Origin of the sequence: Bartonella sp. AA9NXGY (assembly GCF_042196845.1) — a bacterium.
GTDB lineage: Bacteria > Pseudomonadota > Alphaproteobacteria > Rhizobiales > Rhizobiaceae > Bartonella.
Window position 1 is genome coordinate 265621 of the sequence record NZ_JBHIRB010000001.1, and the last position, 15279, is coordinate 280899.

Annotated in this window: 11 protein-coding genes, 3 tRNA genes and 1 pseudogene; 13 read left to right on the top strand and 2 right to left on the bottom strand. The window is 37.1% G+C overall.

Annotated elements, in window-relative coordinates; all coding sequences use genetic code 11:
* Window positions 1–12: 12 nt before the first annotated feature.
* The 4 genes from clpP (at window position 13) to ACFIM6_RS01120 (ending at window position 5220) form a co-directional block, all read left to right on the top strand.
* Complete coding sequence (clpP, locus tag ACFIM6_RS01105) at window positions 13–645, top strand: ATP-dependent Clp endopeptidase proteolytic subunit ClpP (RefSeq protein WP_375611281.1); 633 nt, start codon at window positions 13–15, stop codon at window positions 643–645.
* Between the two features lie 182 nt (window positions 646–827).
* Window positions 828–2102, top strand: a complete 1275-nt coding sequence (gene clpX / locus ACFIM6_RS01110) for an ATP-dependent Clp protease ATP-binding subunit ClpX (protein WP_273723371.1) — start codon at window positions 828–830, stop codon at window positions 2100–2102.
* 183 nt (window positions 2103–2285) lie between these two features.
* Window positions 2286–4712 carry an endopeptidase La gene (lon, locus tag ACFIM6_RS01115; protein WP_375611282.1) on the top strand — a complete coding sequence of 809 codons (2427 nt, stop codon included), beginning with the start codon at window positions 2286–2288 and terminating at the stop codon, window positions 4710–4712.
* Between the two features lie 229 nt (window positions 4713–4941).
* Window positions 4942–5220, top strand: a complete 279-nt coding sequence (locus tag ACFIM6_RS01120; RefSeq protein ID WP_375611283.1) for an HU family DNA-binding protein — start codon at window positions 4942–4944, stop codon at window positions 5218–5220.
* A 1056-nt stretch (window positions 5221–6276) separates the two neighbouring features.
* On the opposite strand, the gene trmFO is transcribed toward ACFIM6_RS01120, so the two are convergent.
* Window positions 6277–7689, bottom strand: a complete 1413-nt coding sequence (gene trmFO / locus ACFIM6_RS01125) for a methylenetetrahydrofolate--tRNA-(uracil(54)-C(5))-methyltransferase (FADH(2)-oxidizing) TrmFO (protein WP_375611284.1) — start codon at window positions 7687–7689, stop codon at window positions 6277–6279.
* A 134-nt stretch (window positions 7690–7823) separates the two neighbouring features.
* Between trmFO and ACFIM6_RS01130 the strand changes: the two genes are divergently transcribed.
* The 6 genes from ACFIM6_RS01130 (at window position 7824) to ACFIM6_RS01155 (ending at window position 13801) form a co-directional block, all read left to right on the top strand.
* Window positions 7824–7906 (top strand) — tRNA-Leu (locus ACFIM6_RS01130).
* Window positions 7907–8041: 135 nt separating this feature from the next.
* Complete coding sequence (tig, locus tag ACFIM6_RS01135; protein ID WP_375611285.1) at window positions 8042–9469, top strand: trigger factor; 1428 nt, start codon at window positions 8042–8044, stop codon at window positions 9467–9469.
* 130 nt (window positions 9470–9599) lie between these two features.
* Window positions 9600–11099, top strand: coding sequence for an Asp-tRNA(Asn)/Glu-tRNA(Gln) amidotransferase subunit GatB (gatB, locus tag ACFIM6_RS01140; protein ID WP_375611286.1), 1500 nt, complete (start codon window positions 9600–9602; stop codon window positions 11097–11099).
* Window positions 11100–11280: 181 nt separating this feature from the next.
* On the top strand, window positions 11281–11679 hold the full coding sequence (locus ACFIM6_RS01145) for an NADH:ubiquinone oxidoreductase subunit NDUFA12 (RefSeq protein ID WP_375611287.1): 399 nt from the start codon (window positions 11281–11283) through the stop codon (window positions 11677–11679).
* An 89-nt stretch (window positions 11680–11768) separates the two neighbouring features.
* Window positions 11769–12194, top strand: coding sequence for a DUF2155 domain-containing protein (locus ACFIM6_RS01150; RefSeq protein ID WP_375611302.1), 426 nt, complete (start codon window positions 11769–11771; stop codon window positions 12192–12194).
* A gap of 875 nt (window positions 12195–13069) precedes the next feature.
* Window positions 13070–13801, top strand: a complete 732-nt coding sequence (locus tag ACFIM6_RS01155; protein ID WP_375611288.1) for a rhomboid family intramembrane serine protease — start codon at window positions 13070–13072, stop codon at window positions 13799–13801.
* Here ACFIM6_RS01155 and ACFIM6_RS01160 read toward each other — a convergent pair.
* Window positions 13798–14628 (bottom strand): TrmH family RNA methyltransferase, encoded by an 831-nt coding sequence (locus tag ACFIM6_RS01160; RefSeq protein WP_375611289.1) that lies wholly within the window; start codon window positions 14626–14628, stop codon window positions 13798–13800. The genes ACFIM6_RS01155 and ACFIM6_RS01160 overlap by 4 nt on opposite strands.
* Before the next feature lie 205 nt (window positions 14629–14833).
* Here ACFIM6_RS01160 and ACFIM6_RS01165 point away from each other — a divergent pair.
* The 3 genes and pseudogenes from ACFIM6_RS01165 to ACFIM6_RS01175 all read left to right on the top strand — a co-directional run.
* Window positions 14834–14917 (top strand) — tRNA-Tyr (locus ACFIM6_RS01165).
* 31 nt (window positions 14918–14948) lie between these two features.
* Window positions 14949–15022, top strand: a tRNA-Gly gene (locus ACFIM6_RS01170).
* A 181-nt stretch (window positions 15023–15203) separates the two neighbouring features.
* Window positions 15204–15279, top strand: a pseudogene (locus ACFIM6_RS01175) (elongation factor Tu); the annotation flags it as partial.

Sequence of the window (15279 nt, forward strand, 5' to 3'; positions counted from 1 at the left end):
GAAAGTAAAAATATGAGTGATCCAATGAAAACAGCATTAAGCCTTGTTCCTATGGTTATTGAACAAACAAATCGTGGTGAACGGGCCTATGATATTTTTTCCCGTCTTTTAAAGGAACGGATTATTTTTATTAATGGACCTGTTGAAGATGGTATGGCAATGCTTGTTTGTGCACAATTGCTTTTTTTGGAAGCGGAAAATCCTAAAAAAGAAATTAGTCTTTATATTAATTCTCCAGGTGGTGTCGTAACATCTGGTATGGCTATTTATGATACTATGCAGTTTATTCGCCCTCCTGTTTCTACGCTTTGCATGGGGCAAGCGGCATCTATGGGGTCTTTATTATTAACGGCTGGAGCAAAAGGTCATCGTTTTACATTGCCAAACGCACGTATTATGGTGCATCAACCATCTGGTGGTTTTCAAGGTCAAGCTTCAGATATTGAGCGACATGCGCAAGATATTATAAAGATGAAACGGCGTTTAAATGAAATTTATGTTCAACATACGAGTCAAGATTATGAGGTTATAGAGAGAACTCTCGATCGCGATCATTTTATGACAGCAGAAGAAGCCAAAGCGTTTGGCTTAGTTGATGATGTTATACAATACCGTGCAGAAACTGAAAAAGAAGAAAAAGATTAAGAATTTTTATAGAAAAAACAGCTACTTTAAATCAAGAGTTTTATAAAAAATATCGCAAAATAAGAGAAACACCTAAAAGTATTGAGACATGCATGGTTTTCTATATGTCTTTTAGTTTTCATGATGAAAGGCTTCCTTTGAAAAGGCAAAGTGTTCATATATTGTGGTGAAAGGAAAGAAAAATGAGCAAAATTAGCAATAGCGGGAACGAATCAAAAAATACTCTCTATTGCTCGTTCTGCGGCAAGAGTCAGCATGAGGTGCGTAAGCTCATTGCGGGGCCTACTGTATTTATCTGTGATGAATGTGTAGAGCTTTGCATGGATATTATTCGGGAAGAAAATAAGTCTTCTGGGGTTAAGGTGCGTGATGGTGTTCCTACGCCACAGGAAATTATAACAGTTCTTGATGACTATGTTATTGGTCAGCAGCATGCAAAGCGTGTTCTTTCTGTTGCTGTTCATAATCATTATAAACGGTTGGCGCATCAGTCTAAAAGCAATGATATTGAGTTGGCTAAATCAAATATTCTTCTTGTTGGTCCAACGGGTTGTGGTAAAACTTATCTTGCACAAACATTAGCACGTATTATTGATGTGCCTTTTACGATGGCGGATGCGACCACTTTGACTGAAGCGGGTTATGTGGGAGAAGATGTTGAAAATATTATTTTGAAGCTTCTTCAAGCAGCAGATTATAATGTTGAACGTGCGCAGCGTGGTATTGTTTATATTGATGAGGTTGATAAGATTTCTCGTAAAGCAGACAATCCTTCTATTACAAGAGATGTTTCGGGGGAAGGAGTTCAGCAAGCATTATTAAAAATTATGGAAGGAACGATTGCTTCTGTTCCTCCTCAAGGTGGACGTAAGCATCCGCAACAAGAGTTTCTTCAGGTTGACACCACAAACATCTTATTCATTTGTGGGGGAGCTTTTGCAGGTTTAGAACGGATTATTTCAGGGCGTGGTGAAAAAACTTCTATTGGTTTTTCTGCGACTGTTAAGGCTCCGGATGAGCGTTGTGTCGGTGAAATTTTTCGTGATTTAGAGCCTGAAGATCTTATTAAATTTGGTTTAATACCAGAATTTATTGGGCGGCTTCCTATAGTCGCTACCTTAGAGGATTTAGATGTTAACGCCCTCATGCAAATTTTATCCCAACCTAAAAATGCGTTAGTAAAGCAATATCAGCGTCTTTTTGAAATGGAGAATGTTGAGTTAGCATTTCATGAAGATGCTTTACGTGTTATTGCAAAGAAAGCAATTGAACGTAAAACTGGTGCTCGTGGTTTACGTTCTATTATGGAGAAGATCCTTCTTGAGACGATGTTTGAGCTACCGGCTCTTGAAGGCGTTCAAAAAGTGGTTATTTCGAGTGATGTCGTTGATGGTAAAGCGCGTCCTCTTTATATTTACTCAGAACGTGCAGAAGATAAAGAAAATGTATCAGCATGACATTGTGCGATGCACAATATAAAAGGTGGTAGTGAACGGTATTTGATAGGTGTTTCTAATAATATCATTATAATGCTTGATTTATGTATGAGTAATTACCACTTCATGTACAGTGAAGAGCTGAGATTTTCTAAAGGTGGGCTAATTGTTGTAGATAGCTCATAGGCTCCAGAAAGGAGAGTTATGCAATATATTGATGAAAAGACAGATGAAGTAAGAGATGGGGTTTATGCTGTTTTACCTCTTCGTGATATTGTTGTCTTCCCCCATATGATTGTTCCACTTTTTGTGGGCCGCGAAAAATCAATTCGTGCTCTTGAAGAAACGATGGCGGTTGATAAGCAAATACTATTGGTGACACAAAAAAATGCTTCTGATGACGATCCAAAATCAGAGGATGTTTATCATATTGGTACATTTGCTAATATTCTTCAACTTTTAAAGCTTCCTGATGGTACTGTAAAGGTTTTGGTTGAAGGAACTGCACGTGCAAAAATTAGTCAATTTTCTTTAAGTGAAGGTTATCATCAGGCTTTTGCAACTGTTACAGAAGAACCTAGAGAGAGTGATGTTGAGATTGAAGCTCTTTCAAGGTCAGTGATTACTTATTTTGAAAACTATGTAAAGCTTAATAAAAAAATCTCTCCTGAAGTTGTGAATGCGATTGGCCAGCTTGATAATCCTTCTAAGCTTGCCGATACGATTGCTTCTCATTTGATGATTAAACTGGCAGAAAAACAGGAAATATTAGAGCTCTTACCTGTGCGGGCCCGTCTTGAACGTGTTTTGTCCTTCATGGAAGGAGAAATTTCTGTTTTGCAGGTTGAAAAACGTATTCGTTCGCATGTTAAACGGCAAATGGAAAAAAACCAACGAGAATATTATCTCAATGAGCAGATGAAGGCTATTCAAAAAGAGTTAGGAGCAGGTGATGATAGCCGAGATGAACTCTCTGAATTAGAAGAACGTATCAAGAATACAAAACTATCCAAGGAAGCACAGGAAAAAGCTGGAGCAGAATTGAGAAAATTACGGAATATGTCTCCTATGTCTGCAGAAGCGACAGTTGTACGTAACTATCTTGATTGGTTATTAGCAATGCCTTGGGGTAAAAAATCTAAGATTAAAAACAATTTAGATTTTGCTGAAAAGGTCATGAATAATGAACATTTTGGTCTTGAAAAAGTTAAGGAGCGAATTATTGAATATTTGGCCGTACAAAGTCGCGCGTCAAAGATAAAAGGTCCCATTATTTGTTTATTAGGTCCTCCAGGTGTAGGGAAAACATCATTAGCGCGCTCTATTGCAAAGGCAACGGGACGTGAGTATGTTCGTATCTCATTGGGAGGTGTCCGAGATGAAGCAGAAATTCGTGGACATCGCCGAACATATATTGGATCGATGCCTGGAAAAATTATCCAGTCTATGAAAAAAGCAAAAAAATCTAATCCGCTTTTCTTGCTTGATGAAATTGATAAAATGGGCCAAGATTTTCGTGGTGATCCTTCATCCGCTTTATTAGAAGTTCTTGATCCTGAACAAAATGGTACATTCATTGATCACTATTTGGAAGTTGAATATGATCTTTCTGATGTCATGTTTATCACAACTGCCAATACGCTTAATATTCCAGGTCCGTTAATGGATCGTATGGAAATTATTCGTATCGCTGGTTATACTGAATGTGAGAAAATGGAAATTGTTAAACAGCATCTTTTACCAAAGGCACTAAAAGATCACTGTTTATCTAAAAAAGAACTCAGTATTTCTGATGGCGCACTAAGGTCAATTATTCAGTTTTATACACGTGAGGCAGGCGTTCGTAACCTTGAACGTGAACTCATGAAAATTTCCCGCAAATCCGTTACAAAAATTCTCAAAACACATCAAAAATCTGTAAAAGTTACAGAAAGTAATATTCATGATTTCTTGGGTATTAAACGTTATCATTACAATCAGATTGAAGGAGAAAATCAAGTTGGTGTTGTAACAGGTCTTGCGTGGACAGAAGTCGGTGGAGAGTTATTGACTATTGAAGGAGTTATGATGCCCGGCAAAGGGAAGATGACTGTAACTGGAAATTTACGTGATATTATGAAAGAGTCCATTTCAGCGGCAGCATCTTATGTACGTTCTCGTGCTGTTGATTTTGGTATTGAACCTCCACTTTTTGAAAAACGCGATATCCATGTTCATGTTCCAGAGGGTGCGACACCAAAAGATGGCCCATCGGCTGGGATTGCAATGGTGACAGCAATTGTTTCGGTCCTTACAGGAGTAGCTGTGCATAAAGATATTGCAATGACTGGTGAAATTACTTTACGTGGACGCGTTTTACCCATTGGTGGATTAAAAGAAAAACTCTTAGCAGCTCTTCGAGGAGGGATAAAAAAAGTACTTATTCCTGAAGAAAATGCAAAAGATTTGGTTGATATTCCTGATGATGTCAAAAATAATATGGAAATTATTCCGGTAAATCATGTGAGTGAAGTTTTGAAACACGCTTTGGTTCGTTTTCCAGACACTATTGAATGGAAAGAACCCTCTACAGGGGCTGTGCCAATCCGGTCAGAGAGCAGTGATAGTGAAGGAATACAGATTGCGCACTGATTCACTTATCTCATTTATAACGGCATTTTTTAGGTGGTAGAAGATGTTGTTGAGGTTATTATTCTGTTTTTTGTTGGAAAAAGTGAAAAATTCCGTGAATAACTGTGATTATTGCTAAAAAAACAATGTTTTGGATAAAAATAAGACTTCTGTTTGCTGTACTTTTCAATAAACTGACCAATAACATGATTAAGTCATGTTCAGGTAATATAGGGAAAGGAAATATTTTATGAATAAAAGTGAATTCGTTAGCTCCGTTGCTGAAAAGGCAGGTGTTTCGAAAGCGCAAGCTGGTGCTGTTGTTGATGCTTTTATGGCTTCTGTAACAGAAGCTTTGGCTTCAGGGGGAGATGTTCGTCTTCCAGGTTTTGGCACTTTTGAAGTTTCTCATCGTGCTGCAACAAAGGGGCGTAATCCTTCAACTGGTGCTGAAATCGATATTCCAGCACGTTCTGTACCCAAATTTTCTGCAGGAAAAAGCCTTAAAGAAGCAGTTAATAAAAAATAATTTAAGCTACATTAAAAAAACCCGATTTATTTATAAACGGGTTTTTTTAACACATGTGTTATGCTTGTTTTTCACATAAAACTTTGAGATCCTTGCGATATTTTTTATTTTCATGTATTGCTGAAATATATTGTTTTTAGTCTTTTCAATGAAATATTGTACTGTATTAATTGAGCGCGGGTATGGCTTATAAAATGTAATATTAACTTTTATTACGCTGAAGTGTTACGGTATTTATTTCAAAACAAGATCCGTAAATAATATGAAGCGGAAAACTCTGTAAAGTCCATAAAAGTTATTATATATCACCATTTACGCTTAATAAAAGTGCATGTTGGTGCCACCTTGCTATCTATTTTCTCAGTTCCTATAATGTTGCGACTAGCCCCAGATATCTGAGACGAGTGCATAAGGGATAGTTTTATTCTTTTACTCTTATACGCCAACCTTTCTTGTGACGCACCAAGAGGATAATTTTATTGATTTATTATAAGATCCTGAAATAAAAAAATCTTTTGATATTCAGATTTGGTTTTTAATATTGGGATTTTTCTTGGCATTTGAGAGGGGAGAGATAGCTCCAGCTCTATCCTACAAATATTTTTTCCATATCTTTATTTCACTTGTGATATGCAAGCGAGTATTTTTCCTTCATCATACAAGAGTTAAAATGAGAGAACATCACAAATTTTGAGGGAGGAAGTTAAAAAACAGAAAAATTACTCTTATAAAATAATATACATTACGTAATATAAAAACTATTAATAAAGATAGTACAGTATTACTTGTGTATCTCCATTTATTTATTTTGATTATTCATAATATGTTTATATAATTATTTTGTTTTTAGTCATTAAATCATATTAAATTATTGATAGCGGTAAAGTTTTTTTATAGCCAAAAGTTATTTTACAGCATCTACATAATTGAATAAATGATGAAACGTAGGGTAGTATTTATTGATTGGGGGAGACAGTCTTTAAAAGGCTTTAGAATGATTTTTTCACGAGAGTTATAAAGATCTATTCAGTAGGAGAGAGGCGAATCGTGTGTTTTTTATAAACAGGAGCTCTTTGATTCTTTATTTGCTAACCACTGAGTACAATCATTGAGAGCTCTCGCTGTTATGGCTTGTTTTTTTACTAATTTTTTTTCTTTACTTGGTAAGCGTTTTCCTGAATGTTTAATAGAAGCAATAGGCGGAAAGAGTCCGAAATTGATATTCATTGGCTGAAAAGATTGTGTTTCTGCTTTTTCATCTATGATGTGTCCCCCTGTAATATGATTCAAAAGGGCTCCGAATGCTGTAGTTTGTGGGGGTAGGTCAGGGGAAATATGATGATATTCGGCAGCAGCAAAACGTCCAGCAAGAAGCCCTATTGCCGCTGATTCTACATAACCTTCACATCCGGTAATTTGCCCTGCAAAGCGTAGTTGTTTTTTTTGTTTTAAACGAAGGGTTTGATCAAGAATAATTGGCGAGTTGAGGTAGGTATTGCGGTGAAGACCACCAAGACGCGCAAACTCTGCTTTTTCAAGACCGGGAATCATTCTAAAAATGCGAATTTGTTCACCATATTTCAATTTTGTCTGAAAGCCGACCATATTATAAAGCGTTCCAAGTTTATTATCTTGGCGTAATTGAACGACAGCATAGGGTTTAACTGTAGGGTTATGGGCATTAGTTAAGCCCATAGGTTTCATAGGACCATGTCTTAACGTTTCAATTCCGCGCTCAGCCATAATTTCAATGGGGAGGCATCCATCAAAATAGGGCGTTTTTTCAAAGTCACGAAACTCTGTTTTTTCAGCATTTTTTAACGCTTCAACGAATGTTTCATATTGTTCTTTGTTGAGGGGACAATTAAGATAATCTTTTCCTGTTCCCTCAGGACCAATTTTATCATAGCGAGACTGATACCAACAAATGTTGATATCAATACTGTCGGTATGGATAATAGGTGCAATTGCATCAAAAAAAGAAAGAGCTTTTATACCGGTTATTGCTTGTAATTTTTGAGCAAGTGCAGGCGATGTAAGGGGGCCTGTTGCAATGACAACATGTTTCCAAGCTTTAGGAATTTCTTGAATTTCTTCACGTTTGATTGTTATAAGAGGGTGGTTTTCAAGTGCTGTCGTAACGGTTTTTGAAAATCCATCACGGTCAACAGCAAGAGCACTACCTGCGGGAACTTTGTTGGCATCAGCAGCTTTCATAATTAACGATTTTGCTAATCGCATTTCAGCATGTAAAAGTCCTACGGCATTTGTTAATGAATCATCGCAACGAAACGAATTTGAACAAACCAGTTCTGCCAATTTATCGGTTTTATGGGCATCTGATTTTTTTTCGGGTCGCATTTCATGCAAAACAACAGAAATTCCTGACTGAGCGATTTGCCAGCTTGCTTCACACCCCGCAAGACCGCCACCGATGATATGAATTGGGATATCAAATGTCTTTAACATAATTGACTTTTAGCGTAAGCAGTTATGTATGAAAAGCATAGATTTTGTTTTTTTTAATATATTTGTTTGCTTTTTTTCTGTAATTAATGGTATAGAAACGCCGCTTGTATAAGGTTATTAGCTTGTAAGTTTGAGCGGATGTGGCGAAATTGGTAGACGCACCAGATTTAGGTTCTGGCGGGAGACCGTGGGGGTTCGAGTCCCTCCATCCGCACCAAAGCAATCCCTTAAGTGCTACGGATTTCTACGTGTCTGAAATTCCGCTTCATGGTAAATGTAACACTCGAAGTGTTAGAATGTAATGATTATTAGAGTGGGTTGATCCCTCTCCTTAGAAAAATGAAGGTGTTTAATGCAGGTTACCGAGACGCTTAATGAAGGACTGAAGCGCGAAATTAAGATCGTGGTTCCAGCGAAAGATTTAGAAGAAAAGTTGAATGAACGATTGGATGATACCAAGGGAAAAATCAAGCTTAATGGTTTTCGTCCCGGTAAAGTGCCTAGTGGGCATTTGCGAAAAATGTATGGTAAATCCTTTATGGCGGAGATTCTCAATGAGATACTCAGTGATGCACCCCGTTCTATTTTAGCGGACCGCAATGAACGTGCAGCGATGCAGCCAAAAATTGATATAGATGAAGATGAAAAAATTCTAGATGGCAAAGCTGATTTTACTTTTAGTTTAAAGTATGAAGTTTTACCAAAAATTGACATTAAAGATTTTGAACATATTAAGGTTATCCGTGAAATTGCAATTATTCCTGAACAGGATATTGATGATCAAGTCAATCGCGTCCTTTCTTCTACACGTAATTATTCTCTAAAAGAGGGGAATTCTGAAGAAGGTGATCGCATTACTATAGATTATCAAGGTAAGCTTGAAGGCGTTCCATTTGAAGGTGGGGCAGATAGTGATGCACAACTGATTCTTGGGGCAAAACAATTTATTCCTGGTTTTGAAGAGCAATTGGTTGGTGTGAAAGCTGGGGATGTAAAAACGATTTTTGTTAAATTTCCTGATAATTACAGTGCGGCACATTTGGCGGGACGGGAAGCAGAGTTTGACATTACTGTCAAAGCTGTCTTTAAACCAGATGAATTAAAAATTGATGATGAAGCAGCGCAAAAAGTTGGTTTAGAGTCTCTAGATCGCTTACGTGAGGTCGTTCGTGGGCAGATTGAAAGCCAATATGGTTCAGTGACACGTCAAAAAGTTAAGCGTCAAATTCTTGATGCTTTAGATGCTGATTATAATTTTGAGATTCCTGAAGAACTTTTAGAGGTTGAGTTTAACAGTATATGGGCTCAGGTTAATGATGATTTGAAAAAGGCTGGGCGCAGTTTTGAAGATGAAGGTATTACAGAAGAAAAGGCACGGGAGGAATATCGTGTCCTTGCGCAGCGTCGTGTTCGTCTTGGTTTGGTGCTTTCTGAAATTGGAATGAAGGTTGGTGTTAAAGTTAGTGAGGATGAGCTAAAAGCAGCAGTTTTTGATCAGGTTCGCCAGTATCCTGGACAAGAGAAAGAGATTATGGATTTTTTCCGTAAGACTCCGGAAGCTGTTGAAAATCTACGTGCTCCGATTTTTGAAGAAAAGGTCATTGATCATTTATTAGCACAGATAAAAGTCACAGATAAAGAAGTGACGGTTGAAGAGTTGATGAAAGAATATGACGAATCAGATATCCCTGAAGAAAAGCCGGCAAAGAAAAAGTCTGCAGTGAAAGAAACGTCTACAGAGAAAAAACCAGCTAAGAAAAAGGCTCCTAAAAAAGCTTAATATTTATGCAAACAGAACAAGCCCGATAGAAACGGGCTTGTGTTGTAAGATTTATGTCCTGGGGTTACACTGAGAGAATGGTTTTAGATAAGCCATGAGTAAATTTTAAAATATTGGTAGTGGATTGGCAATGAGCATCATTGATACGCGTACTCCTGATTCTAAGCGTTTTATTTCTGGAGTTACAGGTGATTGGGAAGTCATCATTGGCATGGAAGTTCATGCGCAAATCATATCAAATTCAAAACTTTTTTCAGGAGCATCAACAAAATTTGGTGCAGAGCCGAACAGTCATGTATCACTTATTGATGCAGCCATGCCAGGTATGTTACCTGTTCTTAATCAAGAATGTGTTCGTCAAGCGGTTCGAACGGGGTTAGGATTAAAGGCGCATATTAATTTAAGATCTGTTTTTGATCGCAAAAACTATTTTTATCCAGATTTACCGCAGGGGTATCAGATTTCTCAATTTCGCTATCCGATTGTGGGAGAGGGAAAGATTATTATATCTGTTGGTCCAGATTCGAATGGCCAATTTGAGGATATTGAAGTGGGAATTGAGAGGTTGCATCTTGAACAAGATGCTGGAAAATCGATGCACGATCAACATCCAACAATGTCTTTTGTAGATCTTAATCGTTCTGGTGTTGCTCTTATGGAAATTGTTTCCAAGCCTGATATGCGCTCATCAGATGAAGCCAAAGCCTATATGACAAAATTGCGTACGATTGTTCGTTATTTGGGCACTTGCGATGGCAATATGGATGAAGGTTCTATGCGTGCAGATGTCAATGTATCTGTTCGTCGTCCTGGTGAAAATTTTGGAACGCGCTGTGAAATTAAAAATGTGAATTCTATTCGCTTTATTGGTCAAGCAATTGAATATGAAGCGCGTCGTCAGATCGCAATTTTAGAAGATGGAGGCGTCATAGATCAAGAGACTCGGCTTTTTGATGCCGCTAAAGGTGAAACGCGCTCTATGCGCTCAAAGGAAGAAGCGCATGACTATCGTTATTTTCCTGATCCTGATCTTTTACCGTTAGAATTTGATCAAGCATTTGTGGATGCTTTGGCAGCAGACTTACCAGAGTTGCCTGACGCTATAAAAGCACGTTTTGTTAAGGAAATGGGATTGACAGTGTATGATGCTTCCATTCTTGTGACAGAAAAGGCTATTGCTGATTATTTTGAAGAGGTAGCGCGTGGGCGTGATGGAAAAATAGTTGCCAATTGGGTGATTAACGACCTTTTAGGGGCTTTAAATAAAGATAATCGTGAGATTGAAGAGTCACCAGTATCGCCAAATCAATTGGGAAGCATTATTGATCTTATAAAAGAAGGAGTTATTTCTGGAAAAATTGCCAAAGATCTTTTTGAGATTATTTGGAATGAGGGGGGAGATGCACGCCAAATTGTAGAAGAACGAAATATGAAGCAGGTAACGGATACAAAGGCTATTGAAAGAGCTGTTGATGAGATCGTTGCCAATAATTCTGATAAAGTTGCGCAAGCAAAGCACAAACCTGCTTTAGCTGGTTGGTTTGTTGGACAGGTAATGAAAGTAACAGGTGGTAAGGCAAATCCCCAAGCTGTTAATGAATTGGTTAAGATGAAACTTGGCATAGATTAAATTTTATGGGGTGGAGAAGAAGCCATACATATGATATCTTCTTGAAATTAAAGGATAGCACGTTAACCTATCAATTGGAATTGTAGTTGAATTTACTAGTAACTTTTTCGATAATTTCAATCGTTAATAATTTTATTCCAACGATTAATTTCATGAACGCACTAAATGAATGGAATAGCAGATGGCTCGTTTTTTTAAGCAAATCTTCACATGGTGGAATGGCAATACCATTGGTACGCGTTTTTTCACATGGCGCAAAGGTAAGCAGATAGGGGAAGATCAATTTGGAAATATATATTATGAAGGAGGACTTCATAAGGATGGTTATCCGCACCGTTGGGTTATCTATAAAGACTATTCTGAGGCCTCTACTATTCCACCAGGTTGGCATGGCTGGATTCATCATCGCTGTGAGTGTCCACCAACACAAGAGGATTATCATCCTTATGAATGGGAAAAGCCACATGTTGCCAATATGACAGGAACAAATGAGAACTATCGACCAAAGGGGGCTATCACCTCCAATGGAGAGCGTTCTTGTGTGCATGAAGATTATGATGCGTGGTCACCTAAAAAATAACATGTTTTAATGTGCGTGTGTATTTTTGTCTTATTTGACTCTATGTTATGAAAAGAATTATTTTTTAAGGTGCGATTGATTTTGATATGATGAGATTTTTTTTATTGTTAGGGGCGAGGCATTTTTTTTATATTTTTTTTATGGAAATTTTAGTGTTTTTATCCTTAAATAATGGGGTGCGGGCTGAGCGTATTAGCAATGGAATTGCTGTTTTTGCAGGTCTTGACAAAATCACGGGACGGACCACACGTTTTGAAGTTACTCTTGGTAAAATTTATCAGTACGGCGCATTACAGGTAACACCACGTGCGTGTTATACGAGCTCTAAAGATGAACCCACGCGTACAACTGGTTTTGTTGAAGTCAATGAAGTAACATTAGATAAAAAAATACGGCGTATTTTTACAGGATGGATGTTTGCAGATAGTCCTGGTTTGAACGCTGTTGAGCATCCTATTTATGATGTGTGGTTAAAGGATTGCAAGCAGAATGCTCAAGATCTTCCTCTTCAATAATTAGTGTGTTATCTATTTATAATACATTGATTTATAATGGTCCTTTATCATTTTACAACTTAATAGCAAATTCCTATGATTACCTCATTTAATTTTTTTTATATTGAATAATCCAAACTATTCTCTTGCGCGTTACAAGTGGCGGATGTGTCAATAACACTGTCTAAAAAAGGAATAAAAAATTCCGTCATGAACTGTTTAAATTCAAAGATGCATGATTAGAATCAACATATTTTTTAAGTGTTTCATAAGAGACAGTTCTTGAATTATATCTGTTAAAGGTTGAAATGAAAGGCTTGTTTATATTTGTTAAAGAGATGAACTGACGCTTTTGCATGTATGTGGGAAACAGATTATCAAGTAAGTAATTTATCATGAAACACTAATTATTATATCTAGAGAACGCTGTATTGGTATTTTTCTCATAGAGATGTCGTTTTTCGTTCAAAGCGTAGAAGCAATGCAGGCCATATTAATGGAAAAATTGAGATTTAAGATTCTTTAAAGTTTATCAATCGAAGTATAGCTTGGTTAAAAAATGCAATAATCAATATATTTCTAGTAAGAAAATAATGTTTATATATTTTTATTATACACCACCTCATAAGTGAGTTTGTCTATTCGTAAGTTCTTGTATATTGCATGGTAACTTCACATTTAAGTAAGTAGGATACCACTAAGTTTGTAAATCATATTCTTGATATCCATGCTTTTTAAAATCTTTTGTATAAAATACACGTGTTTTCATATAGAGCTATTGAAAATTTAAAAAGGGGTTTCGAAGAGGCGTTGAGAAGATTCTGCATCACTGGGAATGGTATATTTATTTTGTATAAAGTATAACCCATTTTCTAAAAAATACGAGATTTTATACAATGAAAGTTTCTAGTCACCAACATAATGATGTTTCCCGATTGCCAAAACAACCTAAAGAACCCTTATTGAATGTTCCATTTATTATAGTTGTTTTGATAGCATTTTGTTTTTGTCTTTATTGCATTTCTCAGTATTTTTTTTCTCATCATGTTTATGTTGAAAGTCTTGAGCTTTTTTCATTTATACCAGCATTGTTTAAGAGGGATCCTGTAGCATTTTGTTATACCATGGTGAGTTATTCATTTATGCATAGTAGTTTTAAACATGTTGCTCTTAATATGGTTTGGCTTTTGGTTTTCGGCTCTCCTTTAGCAAGGCATTTTGGTGTTTTACGTTTTTTAATTTTTTGGGTGTTAACGGCAGTTATTTCTGTTTTGACTTATTTTACATTTCATCAAGAAAGTACCATATCACTTATTGGGGCGTCAGGTTCCGTATCTGGAATGATGGGTGCTATTGCACGTTACGGTTTTCCTAGTGGTAATCTAGCTGTCAATGCGCAGAACGAAAAACTTTTAGGACCTTTATTATCTGTCAAAAAAGCTCTGTGTTCTAAGGGGGTTCTTGTTTATATGAGTGTATGGCTGACGACTGATTTGATCATAGGTATTTCTTCTATTTTGTTTGAAGAAAATGGCATCTCAATAGCATGGGAAGCTCATATTGGCGGGTTTTTTGCGGGTTTTTTGTTGGTTGGTTTTTTTGATGTTTCACAAAAAATTAAAAACTAGAATCTAAGATATTGATGTGCCACATAAAGAGCTATTGTTGCTGCATTTGAAACATTTAATGATTTAATATTTCCAGGCATGTCAAGGCGTGTTAAAGCGCAAACGGTTTCGCGTGTTTTTTTACGTAAACCTTTACCTTCTGCTCCTAAAACAAGAGCAATTTTATTCCCTGTTAATGCTGTTTCTAGAGGTTGGTCACCTTCTGAATCGAGACCAAAGCTTGTAAAACCTGTTTGATGAAGTTCTTGAAGAGCTTCAGCAAGGTTTCGTACGGTAATATAATGAATCATTTCCAGAGCTCCAGATGCCGCTTTCGCAAGAACACCGCTTTCGTGGGGAGAGTGACGGCAAGTTGTAATAAGTGCTTTAGCTTTCAATGCAACTGCAGAGCGCATAATAGCGCCAACATTATGTGGATCGGTAATTTGATCCATGACAATGACCAGATCAGTATTGGTTAGTTCCGACAGTTTGCATGGTTTGAGGGGGAGAGTTTCCAAAACAATACCTTGATGAACAGCCTCACTTCCAACAAGCGAATCAAGATATTTGGGGGTGCATAATGTAACAGAGCAAGGATAATCTGATTCGGATATATTTAATCGTTTTAAGGCATTTTGTGTAACGTAAAGACATTTTAAAATTCTTTTTGGGTTTTCTAAAGCAGCCTGAACAGAATGAATGCCATAAAGATGGATGATCTCTTGCTGTAAAGAAGCAGCTTTCTTCTTTGGGTGTGTAAAAAATCGAGAAGGAGAGCCTTTTATATCGCGATATCGGCGACGCAAACGAGCATAATGAGAATTTTGTGATGTTTTTTCTTTCATAGCTTCTTTATAACGTATTAATAAGAAAAATAGAGAGAAAAAATCTATGATTTAAAATTATGAGCAGGAAATTTGTACAGAATTGTATTTATTCTGTTGACAGATACAATAGTAATCGTCATAACCACTTCGCAATCAGATTGAATTGAATGGGTATTCAAGGTGGTTGTCGTGATGTCTCATTGCGCGACTTTATCGGTGTAATGGAGGGGTGCCCGAGTGGTTAAAGGGGGCGGACTGTAAATCCGTTGCGTATGCTACGTTGGTTCGAATCCAACCCCCTCCACCATTCATCGAAGGAGAGTTAGTACGTGGGTCATGCGGGTATAGCTCAATGGTAGAGCAGCAGCCTTCCAAGCTGAATATGCGGGTTCGATTCCCGCTACCCGCTCCAAATGGTTGTTAATGATTGGGCAAATAGGTATGATGGAGGATATTCCATTTATAAATTTGGTGGGGTTTTCCGTCTAAGAGTTGTGGTGATTGGGCTGTTTACAGTCTGGTCAGACTTAAATTTTGCAGAACTGTCCCTAGGTGCTAATAAAAATAGGGAATAAAACAAGAGATTAATAGCAATGGCGAAGAGCAAGTTTGAACGAACAAAACCGCATGTTAATATTGGTACGATTGGTCACGTTGATCATGGGAAGA

Excerpts from the sequence above, each read along its gene's own strand:
- tig (WP_375611285.1), top strand. The coding sequence starts at position 8,042 with ATGCAGGTTACCGAGACGCTTAATGAAGGACTGAAGCGCGAAATTAAG.
- ACFIM6_RS01120 (WP_375611283.1), top strand. The coding sequence starts at position 4,942 with ATGAATAAAAGTGAATTCGTTAGCTCCGTTGCTGAAAAGGCAGGTGTT.
- ACFIM6_RS01160 (WP_375611289.1), bottom strand. The coding sequence starts at position 14,628 with ATGAAAGAAAAAACATCACAAAATTCTCATTATGCTCGTTTGCGTCGC.
- ACFIM6_RS01155 (WP_375611288.1), top strand. The coding sequence starts at position 13,070 with ATGAAAGTTTCTAGTCACCAACATAATGATGTTTCCCGATTGCCAAAA.
- ACFIM6_RS01145 (WP_375611287.1), top strand. The coding sequence starts at position 11,281 with ATGGCTCGTTTTTTTAAGCAAATCTTCACATGGTGGAATGGCAATACC.
- ACFIM6_RS01150 (WP_375611302.1), top strand. The coding sequence starts at position 11,769 with ATGAGATTTTTTTTATTGTTAGGGGCGAGGCATTTTTTTTATATTTTT.
- clpX (WP_273723371.1), top strand. The coding sequence starts at position 828 with ATGAGCAAAATTAGCAATAGCGGGAACGAATCAAAAAATACTCTCTAT.
- gatB (WP_375611286.1), top strand. The coding sequence starts at position 9,600 with ATGAGCATCATTGATACGCGTACTCCTGATTCTAAGCGTTTTATTTCT.
- trmFO (WP_375611284.1), bottom strand. The coding sequence starts at position 7,689 with ATGTTAAAGACATTTGATATCCCAATTCATATCATCGGTGGCGGTCTT.
- lon (WP_375611282.1), top strand. The coding sequence starts at position 2,286 with ATGCAATATATTGATGAAAAGACAGATGAAGTAAGAGATGGGGTTTAT.
- clpP (WP_375611281.1), top strand. The coding sequence starts at position 13 with ATGAGTGATCCAATGAAAACAGCATTAAGCCTTGTTCCTATGGTTATT.